The 25,363-nt window shown below is 54.5% G+C and carries 19 protein-coding genes; 7 read left to right on the forward strand and 12 right to left on the reverse strand.

Translation table 11 applies throughout. The annotated features are described in order from the left end of the window. Window positions 1–105 precede the first annotated feature (105 nt). Entirely contained in the window at window positions 106–957 is an 852-nt protein-coding gene (gene tsf, locus B1H58_RS03050; RefSeq protein ID WP_085067920.1) for a translation elongation factor Ts, read from the reverse strand. A 246-nt stretch (window positions 958–1,203) separates the two neighbouring features. After that, a complete protein-coding gene (rpsB, locus tag B1H58_RS03055; protein WP_157130142.1) occupies window positions 1,204–1,929 on the reverse strand; it encodes a 30S ribosomal protein S2 in 726 nt (241 codons plus the stop codon). Window positions 1,930–2,294: 365 nt separating this feature from the next. Between rpsB and map the strand changes: the two genes are divergently transcribed. The 4 genes from map (at window position 2,295) to B1H58_RS03075 (ending at window position 7,476) form a co-directional block, all read left to right on the forward strand. Next, a complete protein-coding gene (map, locus tag B1H58_RS03060) occupies window positions 2,295–3,089 on the forward strand; it encodes a type I methionyl aminopeptidase (RefSeq protein WP_085067922.1) in 795 nt (264 codons plus the stop codon). Window positions 3,090–3,173: 84 nt separating this feature from the next. After that, on the forward strand, window positions 3,174–5,828 hold the full coding sequence (gene glnD / locus B1H58_RS03065; protein ID WP_085067923.1) for a bifunctional uridylyltransferase/uridylyl-removing protein GlnD: 2,655 nt from the start codon (window positions 3,174–3,176) through the stop codon (window positions 5,826–5,828). Between the two features lie 91 nt (window positions 5,829–5,919). After that, complete coding sequence (gene dapD, locus B1H58_RS03070) at window positions 5,920–6,747, forward strand: 2,3,4,5-tetrahydropyridine-2,6-dicarboxylate N-succinyltransferase (protein WP_085067924.1); 828 nt, start codon at window positions 5,920–5,922, stop codon at window positions 6,745–6,747. 336 nt (window positions 6,748–7,083) lie between these two features. After that, entirely contained in the window at window positions 7,084–7,476 is a 393-nt protein-coding gene (locus B1H58_RS03075; RefSeq protein WP_085067925.1) for a DUF3461 family protein, read from the forward strand. A gap of 86 nt (window positions 7,477–7,562) precedes the next feature. Here B1H58_RS03075 and B1H58_RS03080 read toward each other — a convergent pair whose 3' ends face one another. The 3 genes from B1H58_RS03080 to dgt form a co-directional block, all read right to left on the reverse strand. Then, the gene (locus tag B1H58_RS03080) at window positions 7,563–8,720 is read right to left on the reverse strand and encodes a CdaR family transcriptional regulator (protein ID WP_085067926.1); all 1,158 of its coding nucleotides are present in this window, start codon (window positions 8,718–8,720) and stop codon (window positions 7,563–7,565) included. A 190-nt stretch (window positions 8,721–8,910) separates the two neighbouring features. Further along, the gene (gene degP / locus B1H58_RS03085; protein ID WP_085067927.1) at window positions 8,911–10,335 is read right to left on the reverse strand and encodes a serine endoprotease DegP; all 1,425 of its coding nucleotides are present in this window, start codon (window positions 10,333–10,335) and stop codon (window positions 8,911–8,913) included. A 151-nt stretch (window positions 10,336–10,486) separates the two neighbouring features. Next, entirely contained in the window at window positions 10,487–11,983 is a 1,497-nt protein-coding gene (gene dgt / locus B1H58_RS03090; protein WP_085067928.1) for a dGTPase, read from the reverse strand. 105 nt (window positions 11,984–12,088) lie between these two features. Here dgt and mtnN point away from each other — a divergent pair, with 105 nt between their 5' ends. Both mtnN and btuF read left to right on the forward strand, forming a co-directional pair. Beyond that, window positions 12,089–12,787, forward strand: coding sequence for a 5'-methylthioadenosine/S-adenosylhomocysteine nucleosidase (gene mtnN, locus B1H58_RS03095; RefSeq protein WP_085067929.1), 699 nt, complete (start codon window positions 12,089–12,091; stop codon window positions 12,785–12,787). Further along, window positions 12,780–13,571: a vitamin B12 ABC transporter substrate-binding protein BtuF gene (gene btuF / locus B1H58_RS03100; protein WP_085067930.1), complete on the forward strand. Its 792-nt coding sequence runs from the start codon at window positions 12,780–12,782 to the stop codon at window positions 13,569–13,571. The genes mtnN and btuF overlap by 8 nt, the downstream gene beginning before the upstream one ends. A gap of 91 nt (window positions 13,572–13,662) precedes the next feature. Here btuF and erpA read toward each other — a convergent pair whose 3' ends face one another. Both erpA and clcA read right to left on the reverse strand, forming a co-directional pair. Continuing rightward, entirely contained in the window at window positions 13,663–14,010 is a 348-nt protein-coding gene (gene erpA / locus B1H58_RS03105; RefSeq protein WP_085067931.1) for an iron-sulfur cluster insertion protein ErpA, read from the reverse strand. A gap of 79 nt (window positions 14,011–14,089) precedes the next feature. Further along, window positions 14,090–15,508 (reverse strand): H(+)/Cl(-) exchange transporter ClcA, encoded by a 1,419-nt coding sequence (clcA, locus tag B1H58_RS03110; RefSeq protein WP_085067932.1) that lies wholly within the window; start codon window positions 15,506–15,508, stop codon window positions 14,090–14,092. Window positions 15,509–15,669: 161 nt separating this feature from the next. Between clcA and hemL the strand changes: the two genes are divergently transcribed. Next, window positions 15,670–16,950, forward strand: a complete 1,281-nt coding sequence (hemL, locus tag B1H58_RS03115; RefSeq protein ID WP_085067933.1) for a glutamate-1-semialdehyde 2,1-aminomutase — start codon at window positions 15,670–15,672, stop codon at window positions 16,948–16,950. A gap of 71 nt (window positions 16,951–17,021) precedes the next feature. Here hemL and fhuB read toward each other — a convergent pair whose 3' ends face one another. From fhuB to B1H58_RS03140, 5 genes are all read right to left on the reverse strand, one after another. Continuing rightward, entirely contained in the window at window positions 17,022–19,004 is a 1,983-nt protein-coding gene (gene fhuB / locus B1H58_RS03120; RefSeq protein WP_418304146.1) for a Fe(3+)-hydroxamate ABC transporter permease FhuB, read from the reverse strand. Then, complete coding sequence (gene fhuD, locus B1H58_RS03125; protein WP_085067935.1) at window positions 19,004–19,879, reverse strand: Fe(3+)-hydroxamate ABC transporter substrate-binding protein FhuD; 876 nt, start codon at window positions 19,877–19,879, stop codon at window positions 19,004–19,006. Before fhuD ends, fhuB begins: the two co-directional genes overlap by 1 nt. A 15-nt stretch (window positions 19,880–19,894) precedes the next feature. Further along, window positions 19,895–20,689 (reverse strand): Fe3+-hydroxamate ABC transporter ATP-binding protein FhuC, encoded by a 795-nt coding sequence (gene fhuC / locus B1H58_RS03130; protein ID WP_085067936.1) that lies wholly within the window; start codon window positions 20,687–20,689, stop codon window positions 19,895–19,897. 53 nt (window positions 20,690–20,742) lie between these two features. Beyond that, the gene (gene fhuA / locus B1H58_RS03135) at window positions 20,743–22,944 is read right to left on the reverse strand and encodes a ferrichrome porin FhuA (RefSeq protein WP_085067937.1); all 2,202 of its coding nucleotides are present in this window, start codon (window positions 22,942–22,944) and stop codon (window positions 20,743–20,745) included. Between the two features lie 313 nt (window positions 22,945–23,257). Then, window positions 23,258–25,195, reverse strand: a complete 1,938-nt coding sequence (locus B1H58_RS03140) for a methyl-accepting chemotaxis protein (RefSeq protein WP_085067938.1) — start codon at window positions 25,193–25,195, stop codon at window positions 23,258–23,260. Between the last annotated feature and the right edge of the window lie 168 nt (window positions 25,196–25,363).

A 25,363-nucleotide genomic window follows, 5' to 3' on the forward strand; every position in this document is an offset into this window, starting at 1 on the left:
ACTATCATCCGCTTAGCCGGTTGGGATTGCTATTGGGATGAGACTGAAAAATGCTGAAGATCCCAGACAAAAAAGAACCGCCGATTGGCGGTTCTTTTGGGACCATTAAGACTGCTTGGACATGGCCGCAACTTCTGCAGCGAAGTCGCTTTCCACTTTCTCAATGCCCTCACCCACTTCGAAGCGGATGAAGTTAATCACGTCGGCGCCTTTCTCGTTCAGCAGCTGACCAACGGTTTTGCTCGGATCCATAACGAAATGCTGACCGGTCAGGGAAACTTCACCGGTGAACTTGTTCATACGGCCCTGAACCATTTTCTCTGCGATTTCGCGCGGTTTGCCAGACTGCATGGCGATGTCCAGCTGGATCTGATGTTCACGCTCAACCACGTCAGACGGTACGTCTTCCGGTTTAACATATTCCGGCTTGCTTGCTGCAACGTGCATAGCAACGTGTTTAACCAGCTCTTCATCAGCACCGGTCGCAGAAACCAGAACGCCGATACGTGCGCCGTGCAGGTAAGAACCGACCATCTCGCCTTCCAGGATAGCAACGCGACGGATGTTGATGTTTTCACCGATTTTCGCTACCAGCGCAGTGCGCTGATCTTCGAATTTCGCTTTCAGGGCATCGATATCAGCGATGCGCTCAGCGGTAGCAGCAGCGATAACTTCTTTACCGAAAGCCAGGAAGCCTGCATCTTTCGCAACGAAGTCAGTTTCGCAGTTCAGCTCAACGATCACGCCGGTGTTGCCAGAGACTTCAGTCAGGATAACGCCTTCAGCAGCTACGCGACCAGATTTCTTCGCCGCTTTCGCCTGACCTGATTTACGCATGTTGTCAATCGCCAGCTCGATGTCGCCATTGGCTTCAACCAGCGCTTTTTTACATTCCATCATGCCAGCGCCAGTACGCTCGCGCAGTTCTTTTACCAGAGCAGCGGTAATATCAGCCATTCTCTCTTCCTCAGTTGTCTGTTGCCTGCGGTTTATTCCCGCTCACGCGGGAAATGGCCGCCACGGTTTTGCCAGGACGACCAGTCTGCCTGCCCGCTATCTGCTGCGGGCTAACAGCGTCTGTTAGCAGGAGTGCTTCGCAGCCAGGCCATGCGCCGGACCACGGTTAAAAAAAATAAAGGGGCCATAATCGGCCCCTTACAGATCACATCTGAATGATAAGGGCTCTGTACAGAGCAAACCTTATTAAGCGTTCTCTAAAGAAGCTTCTTCTGCCTGCTCAGCCAGATCCTGAGAGCGGCCTTCGCGAACGGTGGTCGCTACTGCAGTCAGGTACAGGCTAACAGCACGGATCGCATCGTCGTTACCCGGGATGATGTAATCAACACCATCCGGATCAGAGTTGGTATCAACGATAGCAAATACCGGGATACCCAGGTTGTTTGCTTCTTTGATTGCGATGTGTTCGTGGTCAGCATCGATCACAAACAGTGCGTCCGGCAGACCGCCCATGTCTTTGATACCGCCCAGGCTGTTTTCCAGCTTGGCCAGTTCACGAGTACGCATCAGCGCTTCTTTTTTGGTCAGTTTATCGAAAGTACCGTCCTGAGACTGAACTTCCAGATCTTTCAGACGTTTGATTGACTGACGCACGGTTTTCCAGTTAGTCAGCATACCACCTAACCAGCGGTGGTTTACGAAGAACTGATCGCAGCTCAGAGCAGATTCTTTGATTGCTTCGCTGGCAGCACGCTTAGTACCAACAAACAGGATCTTGCCTTTACGGGAAGCGATTTTGTTCAGCTCAGCCAGAGCGTCGTTGAACATCGGAACCGTTTTCTCAAGGTTGATGATGTGAACTTTGTTACGCGCACCGAAGATGAACGGCTTCATTTTCGGGTTCCAGTAACGGGTCTGGTGACCGAAGTGAACACCAGCCTTGAGCATGTCGCGCATGGAAACAGTTGCCATGATTACCTCTGTAGTAAGTTTGGGGTTGGGCCTCCACATATCCCATGCAACCGACCCCGAAAGGCACCCCGGCGCATGTGCCGATATGTGTGTGTTATATACACGGGAGATTTATGCGTTTCCAGCAGGGCTTTTCAGCCTTACTTAGAATCGTCGGCGCGCTTTATACCATAAAGCACGATTTGACGCCAATAATTGTTCGTATCCTTTCTGCGCGCATTGAATGACACAACGCATTTTCCTTAATGATTACAATTACCGCCGGCCGTGGTTAAACGCTCAGTGGCAGCCTACTGGCCGACCTGCTAACATGGCACCACTTGCTTTATTATTGTCGAAAATGACGACAACTGCGGATAAAATTAATGGCAATTTCAATTAAAACCCCAGAAGAAATCGAAAAAATGCGCGTGGCGGGACGTCTCGCCGCTGAAGTGCTGGAGATGATCGAGCCTTTTGTAAAGCCGGGCGTTTCCACGGGTGAACTCGACCGCATTTGCAATGATTATATTGTGAATACCCAGCAGGCGGTTTCTGCCAGCCTTGGCTATCACGGCTTCCCGAAATCAGTATGTATCTCGGTTAATGACGTGGTTTGCCACGGCATTCCCAGTGATGACAAGCTGCTGAAAGATGGCGATATCGTTAATATCGACGTGACGGTAATAAAAGACGAATATCACGGCGATACCTCGAAAATGTATCTGGTGGGCAAACCCACCATTCAGGGTGAGCGCCTGTGCCGCATTACGCAGGAAAGCCTCTATCTGGCGCTGCGTCTGGTCAAACCGGGCATCCGTCTGCGCACGCTGGGTCGCGAAATCCAGAAATTCGTCGAAGCGCAGGATTTTTCCGTAGTACGTGAATATTGCGGACACGGGATCGGCAAAGGCTTTCATGAAGAGCCGCAGGTGCTGCATTACGATGCCGACGACGGCGGCGTAGTGCTGCAGCCGGGCATGACCTTTACCATTGAACCGATGGTGAACGCGGGCGATTACCGCATCCGCAGCATGAAAGATGGCTGGACGGTAAAAACCAAAGATCGCAGCTTGTCGGCACAGTATGAGCATACTATTGTGGTGACGGAAAACGGCTGTGAAATTCTTACCTTGCGTAAAGATGACACCATTCCGGCAGTGCTGGTCAACGAAGCCTGAGGGCGCGACACCCGCCTGACCGAAGTTTAACAAGAGCCGACTTAACGTCGGCTTTTTTTATGGCGAAAGCGGAGCAACTCTTCCATGCGCAATAGCGTGACTAATGAAGTAATAAGTAGCCTGGCCGAATCCGCGTCAGGCTGGGACGATACGCAGCTCACGCGTGAACAGCTCAGACAGCATCTTGAAAACTTCCAGCAGCATTTGGCCGCCGCGTTTGACGAAGGAGAAGATGTCGCGGCCCTGATCGACGCCCGCACGCTGTTTATTGATACCTTGCTGCGTCGCCTGTGGCGTTTTTATGGCTTCGAAGCGCGCGATGGCATGTCACTGGTTGCGGTAGGCGGCTATGGTCGCGGCGAGCTGCATCCGCTTTCCGACATTGATCTGCTGATCCTCAGCCGCAGAGCATTGGATGAGCAGACGGCGGCAGCGGCCAGCGATCTGTTGACGCTGCTGTGGGATCTGAAGCTGGAGGTGGGTCACAGCGTGCGCACGCTGGAAGAGTGCCTGCTGGAAGGGCTTTCTGATTTAACCGTTGCCACCAATCTGATTGAATCGCGTATGCTGGTTGGCGACGTGGCGCTGTTTCTGGAACTGCAAAAGCATATTTTCAGCGACGGCTTCTGGCCCTCCTGGCGTTTTTACGCTGCCAAAATCGCCGAACAGCAGGAGCGTCACAAGCGTTATCACGGCACCAGCTACAATCTGGAGCCAGATATAAAAAGCAGCCCCGGCGGCCTGCGCGATATTCATACGCTGTTGTGGGTGGCGCGCCGCCACTTCGGCGCCACCTCACTGGATGAAATGGTGGGTTTCGGCTTTCTTACCGAAGCCGAACGCAATGAGCTGAACGAGTGTCAGGCCTTTCTCTGGCGTATCCGTTTCGCCCTGCATCTTACTCTGCCCCGCTACGATAACCGCCTGCTGTTTGACCGTCAGCTCACCGTCGCGCAACGCCTGGATTACCAGGGCGAAGGTAACGAGCCGGTCGAGCGAATGATGAAAGATTTTTTCCGCGTTACGCGGCGCATCGGCGAACTGAATCAAATGCTGCTCCAGCTGTTTGACGATGCAATTTTAGCGCTGGACGCCACCGACAAACCGCAGCCCATTGATGACGATTTCCAACTGCGCGGCAGCCTGATCGATCTACGCGATGATGCGCTCTTCAGTCGTCAGCCGGAAGCGATCATGCGCATGTTTTGGGTAATGGTGCGCAATGAAAATATCAAAGGCATCTATTCCTCTACGCTGCGTCAGCTACGCTATGCGCGTCGTAATTTGCAGCAGCCGCTCTGTAACCTGCCGGAGGCGCGACGCTATTTTTTCGCTATCCTGCGCCATCCGGGCGCGGTCAGCCGGGCGCTGGTGCCGATGCATCGTCACAGCGTTCTCTCTGCTTATATGCCGCAGTGGAGTAAAATCGTCGGTCAGATGCAGTTCGATCTGTTTCACGCTTACACGGTGGATGAACATACCATTCGTGTGCTGCAAAAGCTGGAAAGCTTCGCCAGCGAAGAGACCCGCTCGCGCCATCCGCTCTGCGTCGAGCTGTGGCCGCGTCTGCCGCAGCCGGAGCTGCTGCTGCTGGCAGCGCTGTTTCACGACATCGCCAAAGGTCGCGGCGGCGACCATTCCATTCTTGGCGCACAGGATGTGCTGGACTTTGCCGAACTGCACGGTCTGAACTCGCGCGAGGCGCAGCTGGTTGCCTGGCTGGTGCGTTATCATCTGCTGATGTCGGTGACCGCTCAGCGGCGCGATATACAGGATCCAACGGTGATCCAGCAGTTCGCAGAGGTAATGCAGAATGAAAATCGTCTGCGCTATCTGGTCTGTTTGACGGTAGCGGATATTTGCGCCACCAACGAAACGCTGTGGAATAGCTGGAAACAGAGCCTGTTGCGCGAGCTGTTTTTTGCCACGGAAAAACAGCTGCGACGCGGAATGGAAAATTCACCCGATCTGCGTGAACGTGTGCGCCATCATCGTCTGCAGGCGCTGGCCCTGCTGCGTATGGACAATATCAATGAAGAGAGGCTGCACCAAATCTGGAGCCGCTGTCGCGCCGACTATTTTCTGCGCCATACGCCTAACCAGCTCGCCTGGCATGCGCGGCATTTAATGAACCATGACCTGCACAAGCCGCTGGTACTGGTCAGTCCGCAGGCGACGCGAGGCGGCACGGAAATCTTTATCTGGAGCCCGGATCGCCCCTATCTGTTTGCCACCGTTGCGGGCGAGCTGGACCGCCGTAATCTCAGCGTGCACGATGCACAGATCTTTACCAGCCGTGACGGTATGGCAATGGATACCTTTATCGTGCTGGAGCCGGACGGCAGCCCGCTGGCGGCGGATCGCCACCAGATGATTATCCAGGCGCTGGATCAGGCGATTACCCAAACCAGCTGGACCCCGCCGCGCACCCGCCGCCAGTCAGCCAAGCTGAAGCACTTTAATGTCGATACCGAAGTGCGTTTTCTGCCCTCTTTTAACGAACGCCGCACCTGGCTGGAGCTGATTGCGCTTGATCGTCCTGGCCTGCTGGCGCAGGTGGGCGAAGTCTTTGCCGATCTGGGCATTTCGCTGCACGGCGCGCGCATCAGCACCATCGGCGAACGGGTCGAGGATCTGTTTATTCTGGCTGATGATGAACGCCGGGCGCTGAGCGCCAATTTGCGACATAAGCTGCAACAACGGTTGACAGAGGCCCTGGATCCAAACGATAAAGTGTGACTCAAATCTTTTTACACGACCGTTCGCCAAACCATCGGAGCAACAGCGATAGTGTGCGATGGTGAATGCAATAACCAGGATGAATATACACATGCAACAGTTACAGAGTGTCATTGAGAGCGCGTTTGAGCGCCGTGCCGATATCACGCCTGCCAGCGTGGATTCCGCCACCCGCGAAGCCGTAGAGCAAGTTATCGCTCTGCTGGACAGCGGCGCCCTGCGCGTAGCCGAAAAGATTGATGGTGAGTGGGTCACGCATCAGTGGCTGAAAAAAGCGGTGCTGCTCTCTTTCCGTATCAATGACAATCAGGTAATCGACGGCGCAGAAAGCCGCTATTACGACAAGGTGCCGATGAAGTTTGCCGCTTATGATGAAGCGCGCTTCAAAAAAGAGGGCTTCCGCGTCGTGCCACCAGCGGCCGTTCGCCAGGGCGCCTTTATTGCCCGTAACACCGTGCTGATGCCTTCCTATGTCAATATTGGCGCATGGGTTGATGAAGGCTCGATGGTTGATACCTGGGCGACCGTGGGTTCCTGTGCTCAGATTGGTAAAAACGTGCATCTTTCCGGCGGCGTCGGCATCGGCGGCGTACTGGAGCCGCTCCAGGCTAACCCGACCATCATTGAAGACAACTGCTTTATCGGCGCCCGTTCTGAAATCGTCGAAGGGGTAATCGTTGAAGAGGGTTCCGTGATTTCCATGGGCGTTTATATTGGTCAAAGCACCAAAATTTACGATCGTGAAACCGGCGAAATCCACTATGGCCGCGTTCCGGCTGGCTCCGTTGTGGTTTCTGGCAACCTGCCGTCAAAAGATGGCTCTTACAGCCTCTATTGCGCGGTCATTGTGAAAAAAGTTGATGCAAAAACCCGCGGCAAAGTTGGCATCAATGAGCTGCTGCGCACCATTGATGAATAACGCATAATTTTCTGCCCTGCCTTAACGGCAGGGCACATTCGCGTCTGCTTTCACCTTTTCCAGCGCCGTTCCGGCCTGCGTTTTCCTTGTTCCCTTACCGTTATTCACGCCGCTTTGCTTTGCCTGTAAATTAAAGGTGCGTTTATTTTTTATGCAGGTGATAATTCATCTCCGCCATTTCTGCGGCGCAATTTCCCGAAAGTCGTCGTTTATGTCTACAGTGATGACAGGCCCTTTGTGCTGTTTCAGCAGGATGCTCGTACAGCGTTAGGGCCGAAATAAGGTGTAACGGAAAAGTTGCGACGCCCTAATTTCACGTTCACAGGAAACATCGCCATGTATGACAATTTAAAAAGCCTGGGCATTTCCAATCCGGAAGATATCGATCGCTATAGCCTGCGTCAGGAAGCGAATAACGACATTCTGAAAATTTACTTCCGTAAAGATAAAGGCGAATTTTTTGCCAAAAGCGTTAAATTTAAATATCCGCGCCAGCGTAAAACCGTCGTGGCGGATGGCATTGGACAAGGTTATAAAGAGGTGCAGGAGATCAGCCCTAACCTGCGCTATGTGATTGATGAGCTGGATCAGATCTGCCAGCGCGACCAGGTAGAAATCGATCTGAAGCGTAAAATCCTTGACGACCTGCGTCATCTGGAAAATGTGGTTTCCAACAAGATTGCTGAAATTGAATCCGATCTGGATAAGCTGACGCGCAACAGCCGCTAATGAAAAAACAGGATAGCCAACACGCCTGGCTTTTCGGGCATGAGGTTATCAACCCGCCTGATACGCCGCGCTGCGGCGTATTCTCTTTAAGGCTGCTCATCCAGCTGTAGCGCCACGTACAGCAGCAGCCGATCGTCAAAATGGCCCAGGTTAAGTCCGGTCAGTTCAGAAATCCGGTTTAGCCGGTACTCCAGCGTATTACGATGAATAAACAGCGCCCGGGCGGTGGCCGAGGGCTGCACGTTATGAGTGAACCAGGCGATTAGCGTACGGCGCAACAGGCCGTTATTATCCATCGCTTTCAGTTTTGCCAGTGGACGTGACAGCTCATTTGCCTGCCAGCCGCCGCGCAGGCTATCAAGCAGCACCGGCAGCACTAAATCCTGATAAAAAAAGCTACGCTGTTCCGGCATACGCTGTTTGCCAACGTTCATGGTGGTTTGCGCCGTGCGGTAAGAGCGGGCAATACTGCCCTCGCCGGTAAAGTAGTTGCCCAGCGCGATGCGAATACGCAGATGCCCACTCTCTTTCATGCGCCCTAACAGTTGATCAACGCGCCGCCGATGCTCATCCTGATCGTAACGGCCATGAGCATTCAGCGCCGGTTTCAGCACCACCATTTCCGTAAGCGAAACGATGGCAATCAGATTATCGCGCTCTGGCATGGTCAACAGCGTTTGCAACTGCTGCAGCTCCGCCATCGCGCTGTCCACGCCCAGTTGACCGCTGTCGACCTCGACCACTGCAACCACACGCGGCTGATTAAGGTCGATACCCAGCCGCTGCGCCCATGCCATCAGCGCCGGAGAAAGGGTTTCACTACGGATAAGATTCAGCACCAGCTCTTCACGCAGACGGCTATCCTGCGCCAGCATATGCAGCAGTCGCGCCTGCTCCAGCATCATCTCCGCCGTCATACAGACCAGCTCGCCATACTGACGTAGCGAAACGGGATCGCCAGTCAGGCCGATTACCCCCACGATTTCACCGGCAATACGCAGCGGTAAATTGATACCGGGCCGTACACCATGCAGATGGCGCGCAACGGCTTCGTCAATATCCACTACACGCGCTTGCGACAGCGCCAGCAGCGCGCCTTCGTGCAATTCACCAATGCGTTCCCGATCGCCGCTGCCGATAATCCGGCCACGGGCATCCATAACATTGACGTTACTGTCGATAATTTTCATGGTGCGCGCAACGATATCCTGGGCCAGACGAGCATCCAGGTAATAATTAGCCATCTTTCACTCCAGCCAGGGCCTGAAGAAGCAGCATACGTTGGCGATCGCAGCAAAGCATTGTGCATTTGCACGAAGCGCCGCTTCGGTTAATGAATTTGCGGGCGATATCACAAACTAAAAACGGCCCGACGAACAAGCCGTCGGGCCGTTGATGACTCTGTTTTGCTGCGGGTTTCCCGGCAGGAACGCGTTATTGCATAAGCAGATAGATATTGCTGTCGCCACGTTTGATATTCAGCGCCAGCACGGAAGGCTTGGTATCAAGGATTTTACGCAGCTCGCCAAGGTTGGTCACCGGTTGCTGGTTAACACCAAGAATAATATCGTCTTTTTTCAGGCCGATACGCGCTGCGGAGCTGCCAGGCTTAACGCTGTCCACCCGCACGCCTTTCTGACCGTTAACTTCCGAGTTGCTCAGGCCCGCGCCTTCAATGCCGGTATAGATGGTTGCGGAATCGACATTACTCTGTGAGCTTTGTTGCAGCTCAACCGTAACCGTCAGCGGTTTACCGTCACGCAACAGGCCCAGCTCCAGCTTAGTGCCAACCGGCAGCGAGCCGACTTCAGCACGCAGCGCGGCAAAGCTGGAGATCTGTTTTTTATTCAGCGAGGTAATCACATCGCCCGCCTTAATGCCCGCTTTAGCGGCGGAAGACTTCGGCATCACCTGGCTGACAAAGGCGCCGCGTTGCGCATCCACTTTCATCGCTTTCGCCAGCTCGGAATTCAGCTCGGTGCCCATGATGCCCAGCTCGCCGCGTTTTACCTGACCATATTCCACCATCTGTGCAGTGAGGTTCTTCACCATATTGCTGGGGATGGCGAAGCCGATACCGATGTTGCCGCCGTCCGGAGCCAGTATCGCGGTATTAATTCCGATGAGTTCACCGTTCAGGTTAACCAACGCGCCGCCGGAGTTACCACGGTTAATGGCCGCATCGGTCTGGATAAAGTTCTCGTAATTTTCCACATTCAGGCCGCTACGACCCAGCGCGGAGACAATACCGGAAGTGACGGTTTCGCCCAGTCCGTACGGGTTACCGATCGCGACCGTATAGTCACCGACGCGCAGAGTGTCAGAGTCAGCCATGGTGATGGCAGTAAGATTTTTAAAATCCTGAAGCTGAATCAGCGCAATATCGGAACGCGGATCTTTGCCGATCACTTTCGCCTCATAACGGCGTCCGTCGCTGAGCTGCACCTGAATTTTGGTGGCATTATCCACGACATGGTTGTTGGTGACGACATACCCTTTCTGCGCATTGATAACCACGCCAGAACCCAGCGCGCGGAATTTTTGCTGAGGCGCATTGCCGCCAGGCGCGGCGCCCTGGCACATCGGCGAGTTCAGGAATGGCGACCCATCCTGACAGAACGGTGAGTCATCGCCAAAGAACTGCTGGAACTGCGGCGGCAGACGCGGCGTTTTCACCGATGTGCTGCCTTCAACGTTGATGCTGACAACCGACGGCATCACTTTTTCCAGCATAGGTGCCAGGCTGGGAAGTTGCTGAGTGGAGGAAGAGGCTGTTTCAGCAGCCATAACGTAAGTCGGGCTCATCGCCATACCCAGGCTGAGAGCTAATGCGCTTAATACAAGAGTTGTTTTTTTCATTCGTCTGTTACTCGTATTGGATCAATGAAGCTGACCATCACTTTGGCCGTGTTGATGAGATTAAATTTTTACCGCAAAGTTCATCAGTAACTTTTTGGCAAAAGTAAAAAAATATTCTGCATCTTTACAAAACTCCTTTTTTATTACTTCACTATTCAACCGCCATTAAACGCCGGTATTCATCCCAGGCATAAAGATCGGTCATCCCACTAATATAGTCCTGAATCAGACGTGCACGATAATAACGTTCCCACAACAGCCGCTGATATTTATGCTCAATTTTTAAGGTACGCATATGTTGTTGATAAGCACGGCGGTGTTTGCCGGAGAGCTTATGAAACAGCCGGGTTTCGATAGGATGTCCGGCCAGGAAATCTTCGGTCATCAGCGTAGTAAAAGCTTCATAATTTAGCTTAAGCAGCGGCTGGTAAATCTCCAGCAGCCCTTTTATTACCCGATAGCCCTGTAATTCCAGCTGTTCAACTTCTGAATGATTAAATACATGGCGGCGCGCGACGGTTTTAAATAACTTCAGCAGCCTGCCCTCTTCGCCCTCGTCTTCCAGCAACGCATGATTAAAGTCGCCGTTAAAAATGGCCGCCAGATTATCCACGAAACGATTAACCGCGTGGGCGACCAACACATTCTGCACGCTCACGCGCAGCGACATAAAAAATTGATCGCTGCGGCCGCGAATTTTCTTTCCATTTGCCTCGCGCCAGGCATAACCAATGGTGCGGCTGAAGGCATCGCCGGGACGCACCGGCCCCCACAGTTTTTCCAGATAGCCATACAGCGTATCAACGTTGAAAATGGCCTTCTCTACCGCATCATCGAGGTCGGCGATACAGTAGGAAATATCATCTGCCGCTTCCATGATCCAGGTTAACGGAAAACGGTGATGCTCCTGCAGCTGCGTGGCCGCGCGTAGTTCAGCGATGTAATGGCGCTCGGAAAGATAAAAGCCCGGCTTTTTCATCAGGGTGCTGAACTGCGCTGGCTTCTCGCCCTGCCACCAGGCGGGCGCGGTATATTTCAAAATACAGGCGACCTGGCAGTAGGTCAGGTTTAGCTGCAGTAGCGTATGTACCAGACGAATCGCCTGCGCGTTGCCTTCGAAATGACAAAGATCCTGGCGGATAATCGCATTCAGGGCGCTGAAATCCGCCTGCTGCTGCGCATCGCCATCGTCTACGCCTGCCACCAACGGATCCACCAGCTCAGCCGGTAAATTGGCGTCAAACCAGTCGTTGATCGCCGCTTCGCCAAAATGACCGAAGGGCGGGTTGCCTACATCGTGCAACAAACAGGCCATCTCCACCAGACTTTCAAACGCGCCGGATAACTCCTGCAGACCATATTTTTCCAGGCCGCCGCGCGTTTTCAGGGTTTCAAGGATTTCTTTTGCGATATAACGTCCGGTCTGCTGCACCTCCAGCGAATGTGTCAGCCGCGAACGCACAGCAGCGTTGCGCTCCAGCGGAAACACCTGGGTTTTCTGCTGCAAACGACGGATGGCTGCAGAATTAATAATACGCCCACGATCGCTTTCAAAATGACGGGTAATGGCATATTCGCCCTGCGGCGCTTCCCGACTGTTCCATGGGCGCTGAAAGCTGATCCGCTGCCGGAAATTAATCTTATCCATTGATTCCCCTTGTTTCTGCATGAAAACATCTTGCCGTGGGCCTGTGGTAGACTATGCAACAGTTCAAACGCTGAATTCCACTTTAATTACTTAGCGAGTAACCCTATGAAAGCAGGCATTATTGGTGCAATGGAGCAGGAAGTCACACTGCTGCGCGATAAAATCGAGAATCGTCAGACTATTTCTGTCGCTGGCTGTGAAATTTATACCGGCACCCTGAACGGTGTGGAGGTGGCGCTGCTGAAATCAGGGATCGGTAAAGTTTCCGCCGCGCTGGGCACGGCCCTGCTGCTGGAACGCTGCCGTCCTGATTTCATTATCAATACCGGATCGGCGGGTGGCCTGGACTCTTCGCTGAAAGTGGGCGATATCGTGGTATCGGACGAGGTGCGTTATCACGATGCGGACGTCACCGCCTTCGGCTATGAGCCAGGCCAGATGGCAGGCTGCCCGGCCGCTTTTCCGGCTGACAGCGCGCTGATTGCCGCCGCAGAAGCGTGCATTAATCAGCTAAATCTGCACGCGGTACGCGGTCTGGTCGTAAGCGGCGATGCCTTTATCAACGGCGCAGAACCGCTGGCGCGTATTCGCACCACCTTCCCGCAGGCGATTGCGGTAGAGATGGAAGCCACGGCGATTGGTCACGTTTGTCATCAGTTCGCCACGCCTTTTGTGGTAATTCGCGCTATCTCTGACGTTGCCGATCAGGAATCTCACCTTAGCTTTGAAGAGTTCCTTAGCGTTGCTGCTAAGCAATCTTCACTGCTGGTGGAAACGCTGCTGGGCAACCTGGCGCGTGGCTAAACGCCTTATCACCTTGCTGGCGCTCTGGCTCTTTTCCAGCCTGGCGCTGGCGGCCAGTGCGCCGCGTGTTATTACGCTGGCACCGCATCTTACTGAACTCGCCTTCGCCGCCGGGATCACGCCGGTGGCGGTTAGCGCCTGGTCCGATTACCCGCCTGAAGCGAAATCGCTGGAGCAGGTCGCTAACTGGCAGGGTATTAAGCTGGAACGCATTCTGGCGCTAAAGCCGGATTTGGTGCTGGCGTGGCGCGGAGGTTCTCCGCAGCGGCAAATCGATCAGCTGCGCGCGCTGGGCGTAAAGGTTATCTGGCTGGATCCCGACTCGATTGAAAGCATTGTCGCCGCGCTACATCAGCTGGCGGCGTGGAGTCCCTCTCCACAGCAGGCTCATGATGCGGCAGATCGCCTTGCGGCGCGCTTTAAAGCATTGCAACAACACAATAAACAACCAAAACATCGGCGCGTATTTTTACAGTTTGGTCAGCAGCCGCTGTTTACTGCCGCACGCGCAACCTTACAAAACCAGCTGTTGACGCTGTGTGGCGGCGAGAATGTGTTTGCGGCCAGCCCGGTGCCCTGGCCGCAGGTCAGCCGCGAACAGGTACTGGCCCGCCATCCCGAGCTGATTATCGTGCCTGGCGACAGCCACGCCGCGACTCAGACGGCCCGATTCTGGCAGCCGCAACTGTCGGTGCCGGTGATAGCGATCCCCGAAGACTGGCTAAGCCGTCCCGGTCCGCGTAGCGTGCTGGCCGCAGAAAAATTGTGTCAGGCGCTGCAATAGCAGGCAAAAGTCAGGCGGGAAGCGTGTTTGACGGGCGATAAAGGGCAGGAATAATGAGCGTGCTTTACAGGAGGTAAAGCACGCGCTTCTGTCAGATGCTAAAGGAAGAACCACAGCCGCAGGTGGTTTTAGCATTGGGATTGGTTACGATAAAACGGGAACCTTCCAGACCTTCGGTATAATCCACCGCGCCACCCACCAGGTATTGCAGACTCATCGGATCCACAACCAGCGACACGCCTGATTTCTCAATGGTCATATCGCCATCGTTGATTTTATCATCGAAGGTGAAGCCGTACTGGAAACCACTGCAACCGCCACCGGTAATATAAACCCGCAGTTTCAGATCAGGATTATCTTCATCAGCAATCAGGGTTTTCACCTTGCTGGCTGCCGCCTCGGTAAATTGCAGCGGCAGTGCTGCTACTTCATCACTCATTGAAACACTCCGCAATTAATCCGGCTCAGGCCAGAAATGGCCGCGCTTGTCAATATTATCTAATAGCCTGGTGCAGCAATCAAGTATCCGCCCTCGCACTCTGTGCCTTTTCCTCATCCTGCTGTGCCTGCTGCTTTGCCAGCGTCCTGGCCAACAGTGAGGAGTAGAGCGGCTTGCCGCCCAGAAACTGCGCCAGCAGCGTTGCGCCGAGACAGGTAATAATCATCGGTAAAATCAGCTGATAATTATCGGTCATCTCCAGCACCAACACGATGCCGGTCAGAGGCGCACGCACCGAGGCGGCAAACAGCGCGCCCATACCGGCAATGGCAAAGGTACCAGGGTCGAGCGTCAACGCCGGTAATAGTGAAGCGCAGGCCATGCCGAAGGCGGTGCCCAACAGCGTGCCCAACGCCAGCATCGGCGCAAAGATGCCGCCCGGCGCGCCCGAACCGAAACAGAGCAGTGTGGTAACCACGCGCGCGATAAAAATAAACAGCAGCATCCCTACGGTATAGTGTCCTGCCGCCGCGATGGGGATCAGGCTAAATCCACCGCCTGCCGCTTCTGGTTTAATCACCGCAAGAACCCCGCACAGCCCACCCAGCAGCGCCCCGATAATCAGCGCTTTTTTCATCACGCCGCCGTGCAGCCGCTGAAAAAAGTCCTGAGTAATAAAAATCAGGCGGTTAAACAGCACGCCGACGATGCCGAACAGCATACCCAGCACCAGATAGAGCCACAGCGTATTAATCGGCGCACTGGCAAGCTTGCCGACGGCAATCACCGCATGTTCGCCGTTGAAATAGCGAAACACGATGCTCGACATAATCACGCCGATAAATACCGCTTTAATGGAGATCAGGCTATAGCGAAACTGCAAACGCATCTCTTCGATAATAAACAGAATGCCGGCCAGCGGCGCATTAAACGCGGCGGAAAGACCGGCGGCGGCCCCGGTAGCCAGCAGCGAATGGCGCGCTTCAGCGCTGCGCATACGGAAAAGATCCAGCACCATGCGCCCAACGTTGCCGCCCAACTGCACCGTTGGCCCTTCCCTTCCCAGTACCATGCCAGCCCCCAGCGTGCCCATACCACCAAGGAATTTAACCGGGATCACGCGCCACCAGCGTACCGGACGCAGCTCTTCCAGCGCGCCTTCGATTTCCGGAATACCAGAGCCGCCCGCTTCAGGCGCAAAGCGTCGCACCAGCCAGTATCCGAAAACGGCCAGCAGCGCAGACAATAAAAAGGCCAGTGGAAAAGCCAGCCACAGATGATCGCCCGTGCTGGCCACCATGCCCAGCCGCCAGGCCTGTACCGCCGTTACCGCTTTCTCAAACGCGACCCCAATCAGCCCGGCCAGCGTGCCGACGATGCCTGCGACAAACAGAATTGCGACGGGGGTTTTATCACGCCGTAGCAGCATCCGCAGAAAATCGGTACGCCGCAGGGGAACCACATGTAACTGCTCGGTGGAAGTGGGTGTTTGGTTCATAACGCTCACATCAGTAAATTAATCAAGTCCGTTATCATACGCCGCACCCCATGCAGGGGCAAAAAATGCCAACCTGCGCAATACTCTTTTGGCCAGCCATTCAACGTGGCCCTAAGTTCCCGTAGAATGGTCGGGTTTTTCTTTCATTCAGGAGCCGATTAATGAGTAAGTCCGAAAACCTGTATCAGCAGGCGCAGCGTTCCATTCCCGGCGGCGTAAATTCGCCGGTACGCGCCTTTACCGGCGTCGGCGGCGTCCCGTTATTTATTGAGCGTGCCGATGGCGCCTGGCTGTACGATGCCGACGGCAAAGCCTATATCGATTATGTTGGATCCTGGGGGCCGATGGTGTTGGGCCATAATCATCCGGCGATCCGCAACGCAGTCATTGAGGCGGCAGAACGCGGTTTAAGCTTTGGCGCGCCGACCGAGATGGAAGTGAAGATGGCGGAACTGGTGTGCGAACTGGTACCGTCAATGGAAATGGTGCGGATGGTTAACTCCGGCACCGAAGCCACCATGAGTGCCATTCGCCTGGCGCGCGGCTTCACCCGACGCGATAAGATCATCAAATTTGAAGGTTGTTATCATGGCCATGCCGACTGCCTGCTGGTGAAAGCGGGTTCCGGCGCTCTGACGCTCGGCCAGCCAAATTCACCTGGCGTTCCGGCGGATTTCGCGAAGCATACCCTGACCTGTACCTACAATGACCTGGCCTCGGTACGCGCCGCGTTCGAACAATATCCGCATGAGATCGCCTGTATTATCGTTGAGCCGGTGGCGGGCAATATGAACTGTATTCCGCCGCAGCCCGATTTTCTACCCGGCCTGCGCGCGCTGTGCGATGAGTTCGGTGCGCTGCTGATTATCGATGAGGTGATGACCGGCTTCCGCGTAGCGCTGGGCGGCGCTCAGGCGCACTATGGCGTAACGCCGGATCTGACCTGCCTGGGCAAAATCATCGGTGGCGGCATGCCGGTAGGCGCATTTGGCGGACGTCGTGACGTGATGGAAGCGCTGGCGCCGACCGGCCCGGTTTACCAGGCGGGTACGCTCTCCGGCAACCCGATCGCGATGGCCGCCGGTTACGCCTGCCTGACGGAAATCTCCCGGCCCGGCACGCACGCCACGCTGACAGAGCTCACGAACCAGCTGGCGCAGGGCCTTCGTGCGGCGGCCCAGGCGGAAAATATTCCGCTGGTGGTGAACCATGTCGGCGGCATGTTCGGCCTGTTCTTCACCGATGCGGCGGAAGTCACCTGTTATGACGATGTGACGCGTTGCGATACCGAACGCTTTAAGCGTTTCTTCCATTTCATGCTGGAGGAAGGGGTTTACCTGGCCCCGTCGGCGTTTGAGGCGGGCTTTATGTCGCTGGTGCACAGCGCTGAAGATATTCAGCGCACGGTTGATGCGGCGCGTCGCAGCTTTGCGCGTTTGTAAGGGTTTACCTGTAGCGGCTTAACTCACGCCGCCATCATTAAACATTAACGGGCGCCCTGCAGCGCCCGTTGTTATTTCACTTTCCGCAGTAGCCAGACAAAATAAGGCGCGCCGATAAAGGTTGCCAGTAGTCCCGCCGGGATCTGATTCGGAAACGCCGCCATTCTGCCGCCCCAGTCGGCCACAATCATCAGACCGCCGCCCATCAGCGCAGCAACCACCATCTGCGGCAGCGCCCGCCGGAATCCCAGCATACGTGCGATATGCGGCGCCATCAGCCCAATAAAACTGAGCGGTCCGATGGTCAGCGTCGCGGCGGCAGTCAACGCAGAAGCCAGCAGCAGCAAACTAAAACGCGCCGGCATCAGCGCGACGCCAATGGAGCGCGCCGTGGCGCTGCCCAGCGGCAAAATGGTTAACCAGCGGCTGGCGAGCGGAGCTATCACCACCAGCACCACGGCTACCAGCGCGGTGCGCAACGCCTGTGCCGCATCCACGCCATAGGTTGAACCTGAGATCCAGCTCAGCAGCTGCGCCATGCGCGGATCGCCGCTGGCCAGCAGCATCGCCAGTAATGTGGTAAAGGCGGTGCTGAAAGCCATCCCCGCCAGCAGCATACGCTCCGGCGAAAAACCGCCGCGCCCGGCCACCAGCATAATCAGCAGCAGCGTAACCGCCGCGCCAAGGCTGCCGGCAGGCAATAGCCAGGCAAAAGCGTCGCCCGGCACCAGAAACAACATCAGCACCACGCCGCAGGCTGCGCCGGAGCTGATGCCCAACACTTCCGGGCTGGCCATGGGGTTACCGGTCAGGCGCTGTATCAGGCTGCCCGCCACGCCCAGCATCACCCCTGCCGCCAGCGCGGCCACCATGCGCGGTGCGCGCCACGGCTGGAGCTGATGCCAGAGTTCGCCGCTCGCCCACAGCCAGCCGTGCGCATCACGCCCCAGCGACAGCGCGCTAACCGCCAGCAGCAGCAGTACGCCAAGCGCCGCCAGCACCCACCACAGCACATGCTGACGCTCCGCAGGCACGCGGTCACCCTGACTCAGCGGCGGCGGCACCGCGCCGGTACGCAGGCGCGGCAACAGCCACAGCAGAACGGGTGCGCCAACCAGCGCCGTTAAGGTGCCGGTTGAAATCTCACGCCAGTTATCGGTCAGCCAAATCACGCACTGGTCCGTCAGCCAAAGCAACAGCGCGCCCAGCAGCGGAGCCAGTAACATACGACTAACCAGACGGCGTGCGCCCAGCAGTTTCGCCATCAGCGGTGAAAACAGCGCGATAAAGGCAATGATACCGACAGCATTCACCAGCATGCCGCTCAGAATGATTGCCAGCCCCAGCGCCGCCAGACGCACCATCGACAGCGCCATACCCAGATTTTTAGCTACGCCATCGTCCAGCCCCAGCACCGTAAGAGGCCGTCGCAACAGCAGCGCCAGCACAAAGCCCAGCAGCAAACGCGGCAGCAAAAAGGTCACGTTGCTCCAGTCCTGTTGGCTTAATGAGCCGGTACTCCACAAGAAAAGGTTTTGTAACTGATCGTGATTGAAGATAGCGAAGATCTGATTAACCGCGCCACAGTAAAGGCTCATTACCAGCCCGGCGAGGATCAGGGTCACCGGCGACAGCCTTTTACCCCAGGCGATGCCAAACACCAGCAGGCCGATGAGTACCGCGCCCGTCATCGCAGCGATCTGCTGCGTGAACATCCCGCCCGGCAGCGCCCACAGGGTTGCAACCGTGATGCCAAGCTGAGCGCCGCTCGCCACGCCAAGCGTAGTCGGCTCCGCCAGCGGGTTGCGCAATACCTGTTGGAAAAGCACACCTACCAGCCCCAACCCTGCCCCGGCCAGCAGCGCCACCGCCAGCCTGGGCAGCAGGCTAAAGTGAAACACCATCTGATCGATATTATTGCGATCCGGCTGCATTAACGCATTTAGCCACTGCTGTGTTGGCAGATGATGAATAAAATTCAGGCCGGTCAATGCCAGCGCGCCCAGAAACAGCGTGCCGATCAGCATCACCGGTAAAGCGAAACGCCCGTGCATCATGCCTCCAGTACCTTATCGAGAGTCTGGCAAAACGCCATCGCTGAAAGCGTCGCGCCATAAAACCAGACGGTCGGCACGCGGGTAAAGCGTCCCTGACGAACAAAAGGCAACGACTGCCAAAGCTCGGTTGCAGCGATCTGCTTCATTAAGGCATCATCACCGTGGCTCAGACAGAGCGCATCCGCATCATGGATGGCCGCCAGGCGCTCAATACCGATCACCGCGCTGCCCCAGAAATTTGTCTCTCCCTGCCAGGCGTTTTGCAGACCAAGATTCTGCATCACTTCTAAAAACAGGCTGCCTTTGCCAAAAACAATCGCATGACGTTTATCAATCAATGACATCAGCAGCAGCGGCTTCGCAGCGCGCGGTGCGAGACGCGTACGCATATCGGCAAAAAATTCATCAAGCATCGTCAGGTGTGTCCGCGCCTGCGGCTCCCGGCCGATACGCTGCGCCAGCTGCATTAGCGACTGACGTGCCGCCGTTAACGGTTTGCCGTCGCCGTTGTTAAAAGCGAACCCCTGGCTGGGAGCGATACGCGATAAGGTCTGCGGTGAAGGGCCATAGCCGCTGGAGTAAAGGATCAGAGAGGGTTTGAGCTGCGTAAGCAGTTCAAGATTGGGTTCGGTGCGCAACCCGACATCTATCACGCTCGCGGGCAGTTCAGGCTTACCGACCCAGTCGCGATAGTTAAAGAGTTCAGCTGCGGCCATCGGCACCACGCCCAGCGCCATCATTAATTCAATTGGCAGCCATTCCAGGGCGACAATGCGCTGCGAATCAATCGTTTCAGCCCGCAGCGTTTGCTGCCAGAGCAGCGGAGAGATCACCATAGCGGTAAGCAAACGACGGCGTGTTATTGGCAACATAACCACATCCTTGTATCAGTAAACAAAGCTGACCGGCGCGCCACCCTGCGGGTGCGGCAGAATGCCCATTGGAATGTTATAGATACGTTCCAGCACTTCGCTGTGCATGATATCCGCCGGCGCGCCCTGAGCGATCATCTCGCCGGCGCGTAGCGCGACCAGCGAATCGCAGTAGCGTGCCGCCATATTGATATCGTGCAGAACGGCAATGACCGTCAGCCCGCGCTGCTGGCTAAGACGCTGGATCAGCGCCAGCACCTCCACCTGGTGCGCAATGTCCAGCGCCGACGTAGGCTCATCCAGCAGCAGGCAGCGGCTGTTCTGCGCCACCAGCATCGCCAGCCAGGCACGTTGCCGTTCGCCGCCGGAGAGGCTATCCACCAGACGCCGGGCAAGCGGCTTCAACCCAACCAGCGTAATCGCTTCCTCCACGCGCTGACGATCCTCTTCACCGTAGCGCCCCAGCGCGCCGTGCCACGGATAGCGGCCTACCGCTACCAGCTCCCGCACCGTCATTCCCTCCGCTGGCGGCAGATGCTGAGGCAAATAGGCAATCTGCCGGGCAAAGGCCTTGCTGTTCCACTGGTCCAGCGGTTTGCCATTTAACAGCACACGCCCTTCGCTGGCAGGCTGATGTCGGCCTAACATTTTTAGCAGGGTCGATTTGCCGGAGCCGTTATGACCGATAAGCCCGGTAACTTTACCGCTGGGAAAGGTAAGCGAGAGAGGATGCAGCAGCGTGCGTCCGGGTACGCGAAAGCTGACTTGATCGAGCGTGAAGGTGGTTTCCTGTGACAGCTGATGTGACATGGTTATCTTCAACGGTGGCGGGCGCGACCAAAGTCGCGCCCGGATGGATGGATTTAGAAACGGAATGTTGCGGTAGCAACCACCTGGCGTTCAGCGCCCCAGTAGCAGGCATACTCGCGATAACAGCTGGCAACGTATTCTCTGTCAAACAGATTATTCACATTTACCCCAACGCTGGATCCTGGCAAGCCAAATCGGGCCAGATCGTATTTTATGGCCGTATCCACCGTGGTATAACCTGCTACATCAAAATTTTCATTGGCATTATCACCCACGCTGTAAAGTCCCTTACTTGCGCCAACATAACGTACACCGGCCCCCAGCGTTAAACCAGACAGCGCCGTTTCGTTAAAGGTGTAGTCACCCCAAAGGGAAGCCATCTGTCGCGGCACCTGCACCGGCGTGCGTCCCTGCAGCTGATTATCGTGCGTATATTCTGCATCAATATAGGTATAGGAGGCGGTCATATTGACGTTGGCATTAAGAGCCGCTTTCGCTTCTAACTCCAGACCACGCGAACGGATTTCCCCCCCCTGAACGCTCCAGCCAACGTTTTGTGGATCGGCGGTCAGGTTTTTGCTCTTCGTTAATTGATAAACAGCAGCCGTTACTACCAGCGGTCGATCTTTCGGTACATATTTTACGCCCGCCTCATACTGCTTCGCGCGTGAAGCATCAAACGGTTGGCCTTCTGCAGTGGTGCCGGACGTTGGCAGAAACGACTCACTGTAACTGAAATAGGGGGCCACACCATTATCAAAGAGGTAATTCAGGCCTCCGCGCCAGGTAAAAGCCTGGTCATGTTTTTCTACTGTTGTATCTGCAAAACGGTTATTAGCTGAGGTTTTAGCAAAATCATAGCGACCGCCAAGGGTGAGCACCCATCGGTTCCACTCCATCTGATCCTGAGCATACAAACCTGTTTGCTCCTGGCGGTTCAAATAGTTATAGGGGGAATCGTAAGGCGTCCAGCTGGCGTTGCCATACTGAGGATTGATTGCGCTAATGGGGCTTGCCGTACCAAACTGTGCATCAATATCATTACGGGTACGCTGATAATCTACGCCAGCTAATATGATATGACTGGCTTCGCCAGTGGCGAATTTCGCTTCGGCCTGGTTATCAACCGTAAAGCTGGTCAAATGCTCTTTGGAGAAAGCCGCTCCCCGGTTGATCTCATTGGTAGCAACATTAAAACTACTGCCGTAAATGCTGCGGTAATCAGTATGCAAATCGGCATAACGCAGGTTCTGACGCACGGTCCAGGTATCGTTAAAATGGTGCTCAAAGTTATAACCAACCATTTTAGTGTTACGCGAAATCTTATTGTTTTTTTCGCCTTCATCAAAATTGGTTGGTAGCTTATGTTCGTTGCCATTTGCATCAATAATCGGCACCACTGTTCCCTGACGCGGCAGCCAGCCGTAATAGCCGGTCTCCGGCTCATTCTGGAAAAGCGTTAGTAAATCGAAGCGAGTATTATCGTCTGGTCGCCAGCTAAAAGAAGGCGCGATAGTGTATCGTTTCTCTTTATTCATCTCTTGCTGCGCATCCTGGCTGCGCGCCAGTCCGGTCAGACGATAGCTGTATACTCCGTTATCATCGAGTGCATCAGAAAAGTCGAAACCAGTCGCAAAGAGGTTATTACTTCCCATTCTGAACTGTACTTCGCGTAGCTGTGTCGTAGTTGGTCGCTTACTGACCAAAGCAACGACGCCGCCCGGGTTGCTCTTACCATAAAGTACGGAAGCCGGGCCGCGTAATAACTCAGCCCGTTCAAGGAAATAAGGATCTATAGCAAACTCGGAGTAATTATCACCTTGCAGCTTCAGCCCATCCAAATACTGGTTGGTATTGGTTTCACTAAACCCACGAATTGACAACGCGTCGATAACCTCAGAGCTGCCACGGTTATTGGTCAGAACGCCAGGTGCATAATTAAAAGCACTTTTAACTGACGTGATGCCGTGCGCTTCCATCTCTTGTTGTGTTACCACCGATACTGACTGCGGGTTCTTTTCGATTGGCGTATCGGTTTTGGTACCGGTCGCGCTGTGCTTAGCGGCGATAGTTGCAGCCGGTCCCCATGCGCTTTCCTGCGGCGCGTCAGCTGTGGCATCAACCACCAGCGTCTCCTCTGCGGCAAAGGCAGAGCCTCCTCCCGCCAGAGTTAGAGCCACCAACACCGCCAGCGGACGTTTCAACAAGCCCGCCGTAGCGGAAGCAGTAAAGATTTTACTACGCGCATTTGCCATTATGTTTTCTCTGAGTGGAAATAGGTCAGGCGATGAAAAACGAAACGCAAACGATAATTATTCGTATGCTTATTGTTGTGGTTGGATAATATGCGAAACAAACTCAGATCTGCAAGCGCTAATGCGGGGATATACGTGCCCTACAGGCCAGCTTTAAAGCGGTGATCGAGGTGCTATGAGTCAGATCAAAAAACGGGCGCATCCCGGTGCGCCCGTACAATCCTTTTCGTTTTGTGGTTTTGCCCCGCCGTCTGTTTTCTCACTCACGGCGGGAAAGCGGTCAATGTTACTGTGGTATCGCCCCGCTTCAGCTCTATTGCGCTTTACTGGTGCGAAACACTGAAATCACCTCACGTAACGTCCTTGCCCGTTCAGCCAGCGATCCGGAGGCCGCTGCCGACTGTTCTACCAGCGCGGCATTCTGTTGGGTCGAGCTGTCCATTTGATTAACAGCGATGCTGATCTGCGAAATCCCGGCGCTTTGCTCTTCAGAAGAGGACGAAATATCTTTAACCAGCCGCGCAGTCTGTTCGATCGAGGTAACGCTTTGGTTCACTTTCTTCCGGGCATCCTGCACCATATTAATGCCCTGCATAGAATGCACCACCGACTGCTCAATCAGCTGTTTAATCTCACGTGCGGCGGTTGCCGAGCGCTGCGCCAGCGCACGCACCTCAGCGGCCACCACGGCAAAACCTTTACCATGCTCGCCCGCGCGTGCCGCCTCAACCGCCGCATTCAACGCCAGAATGTTGGTTTGAAAAGAGATGCCATCAATCACGCCAATGATCTCCTGAATTTGCCCGGCGCTGTTGTTGATCTGCTCCATAGAGGCTTTAACAGACTCCATCGCTTCCCCGCCGCTTAATGCGGCTTCTGTCGCCTCCTGCGCCATTTCGGCTGCGTGACGCGTGTTATCCGCGTTCTGACCGATAATGGAGGTCAGCTGTTCCATGCTGGCCGCCGTTTCAGCAAGCGATGCCGCCTGACTTTCTGTCCGCTCGGAAAGATTCTGGTTGCCGCTGGCAATCTCCTCAGAAGAGCTGGCGATAACATCCGAGCTTTCCTGAATAGAAAAAACCAGACTCGACAAACGATGGTTCATTTCACTGAGTGAACGCAACAGGGAGGCTGTTTCGTTATTGCCGTCCACCTGAATATTATGGGTCAAATCTCCGCTGGCCACCTTTTGGGCAATCATGGTCGCTTCATTAAGCGGTCGGGTCACTGTTTTTACAATAAATATGGTAAAAACAACCATCATTAAAGCTAATACAATCAGCGATCCCAGTAACCATACCTGTGAAAGACGCTTATTGTCGCTCTGATGAGTAAGCAACTGCGTAAGCGTGTCTGCAGCGGTATGACCAAGGTGTTCATATTTATTTAAAACCGTATTAAAACGCAGGGTATAATCGCTTTCACTCAATTTAATCGTTTGCCGATGAGTAAAGATATTATCTGCAACCTGTAACGCCTCCGCCGACGCTTTCCATAGTTGTTCAACCGGCTGAGACAGTTTTATCTTTATTTCATTGTTCAGGGAAAATGCCTTCACAAAGTATTTATGGAATATATCCAGCGATCTCTTTGCCTGTTCTATCTGATAGATAACCCGGACATAGTCCGCCTCTTTTTTCACATTATTGGTCGCTAAAAACTCGGCCCCGCTGCCCCGCACCTGAGCCAGGCCAGCTATCATCTCCGGGATGCGGTTAAAAGTGCTCAGCATCAACTGATAGCTGTCCAAATCTGCGTCCAGCGACAGTTGTGAAAAATCAAGAACGTCCACCATCACATCCAACAGCGAGGAGATCAGTTTTTCATGCATTATATTGTTTTCAGTCAGCGTAAATGCAGGATCGCTTAACTTGCGCTGCAGCTCTGCCCATATATCTATGGTGGTTTGCATTTTTTTCATCGCAAATTTGGCCTGCATCGTGGTCAGGGTTTTAAGCTGAGAGGTTTGTAGCTTTTCTGCCTCGCTTATCGTAGCTGCATAGGCAGGCGAAGTGCCTTTACTCTTAGCAATGATAAGATAGCTTTCATCCCAGTGCCGCTGATAAATACCGAGCAAGGTTAAGAGTTCTTTTTCGGTCAGAATACCCCTAATCTCCTGCTGCTTCACATCAATTCTTTCATTGCCTTGCTTAAGTAATAACGCGGTAGGTAAAACAAAAAGCACCAGAGCGAACAGGCCCAGTATCGCTAATTTAGCAGATAAATTAATATTCTTTAATAAATTGCCCACAATAAATTCCTTTTCATTAAGAAAGATGCCTATATCTTTCGATTCTGATGGCTAAAAACGCAAACCATAATTAGACAGATTCAACATCCCTGGAAAAATCTGATATTTCTTAACAGAATAAAAAGAAGCAATAAATAGCAAACCATTCACCAATTATCACTCTTCAGC

Origin of the sequence: Pantoea alhagi (assembly GCF_002101395.1) — a bacterium.
Taxonomy (GTDB): domain Bacteria; phylum Pseudomonadota; class Gammaproteobacteria; order Enterobacterales; family Enterobacteriaceae; genus Mixta; species Mixta alhagi.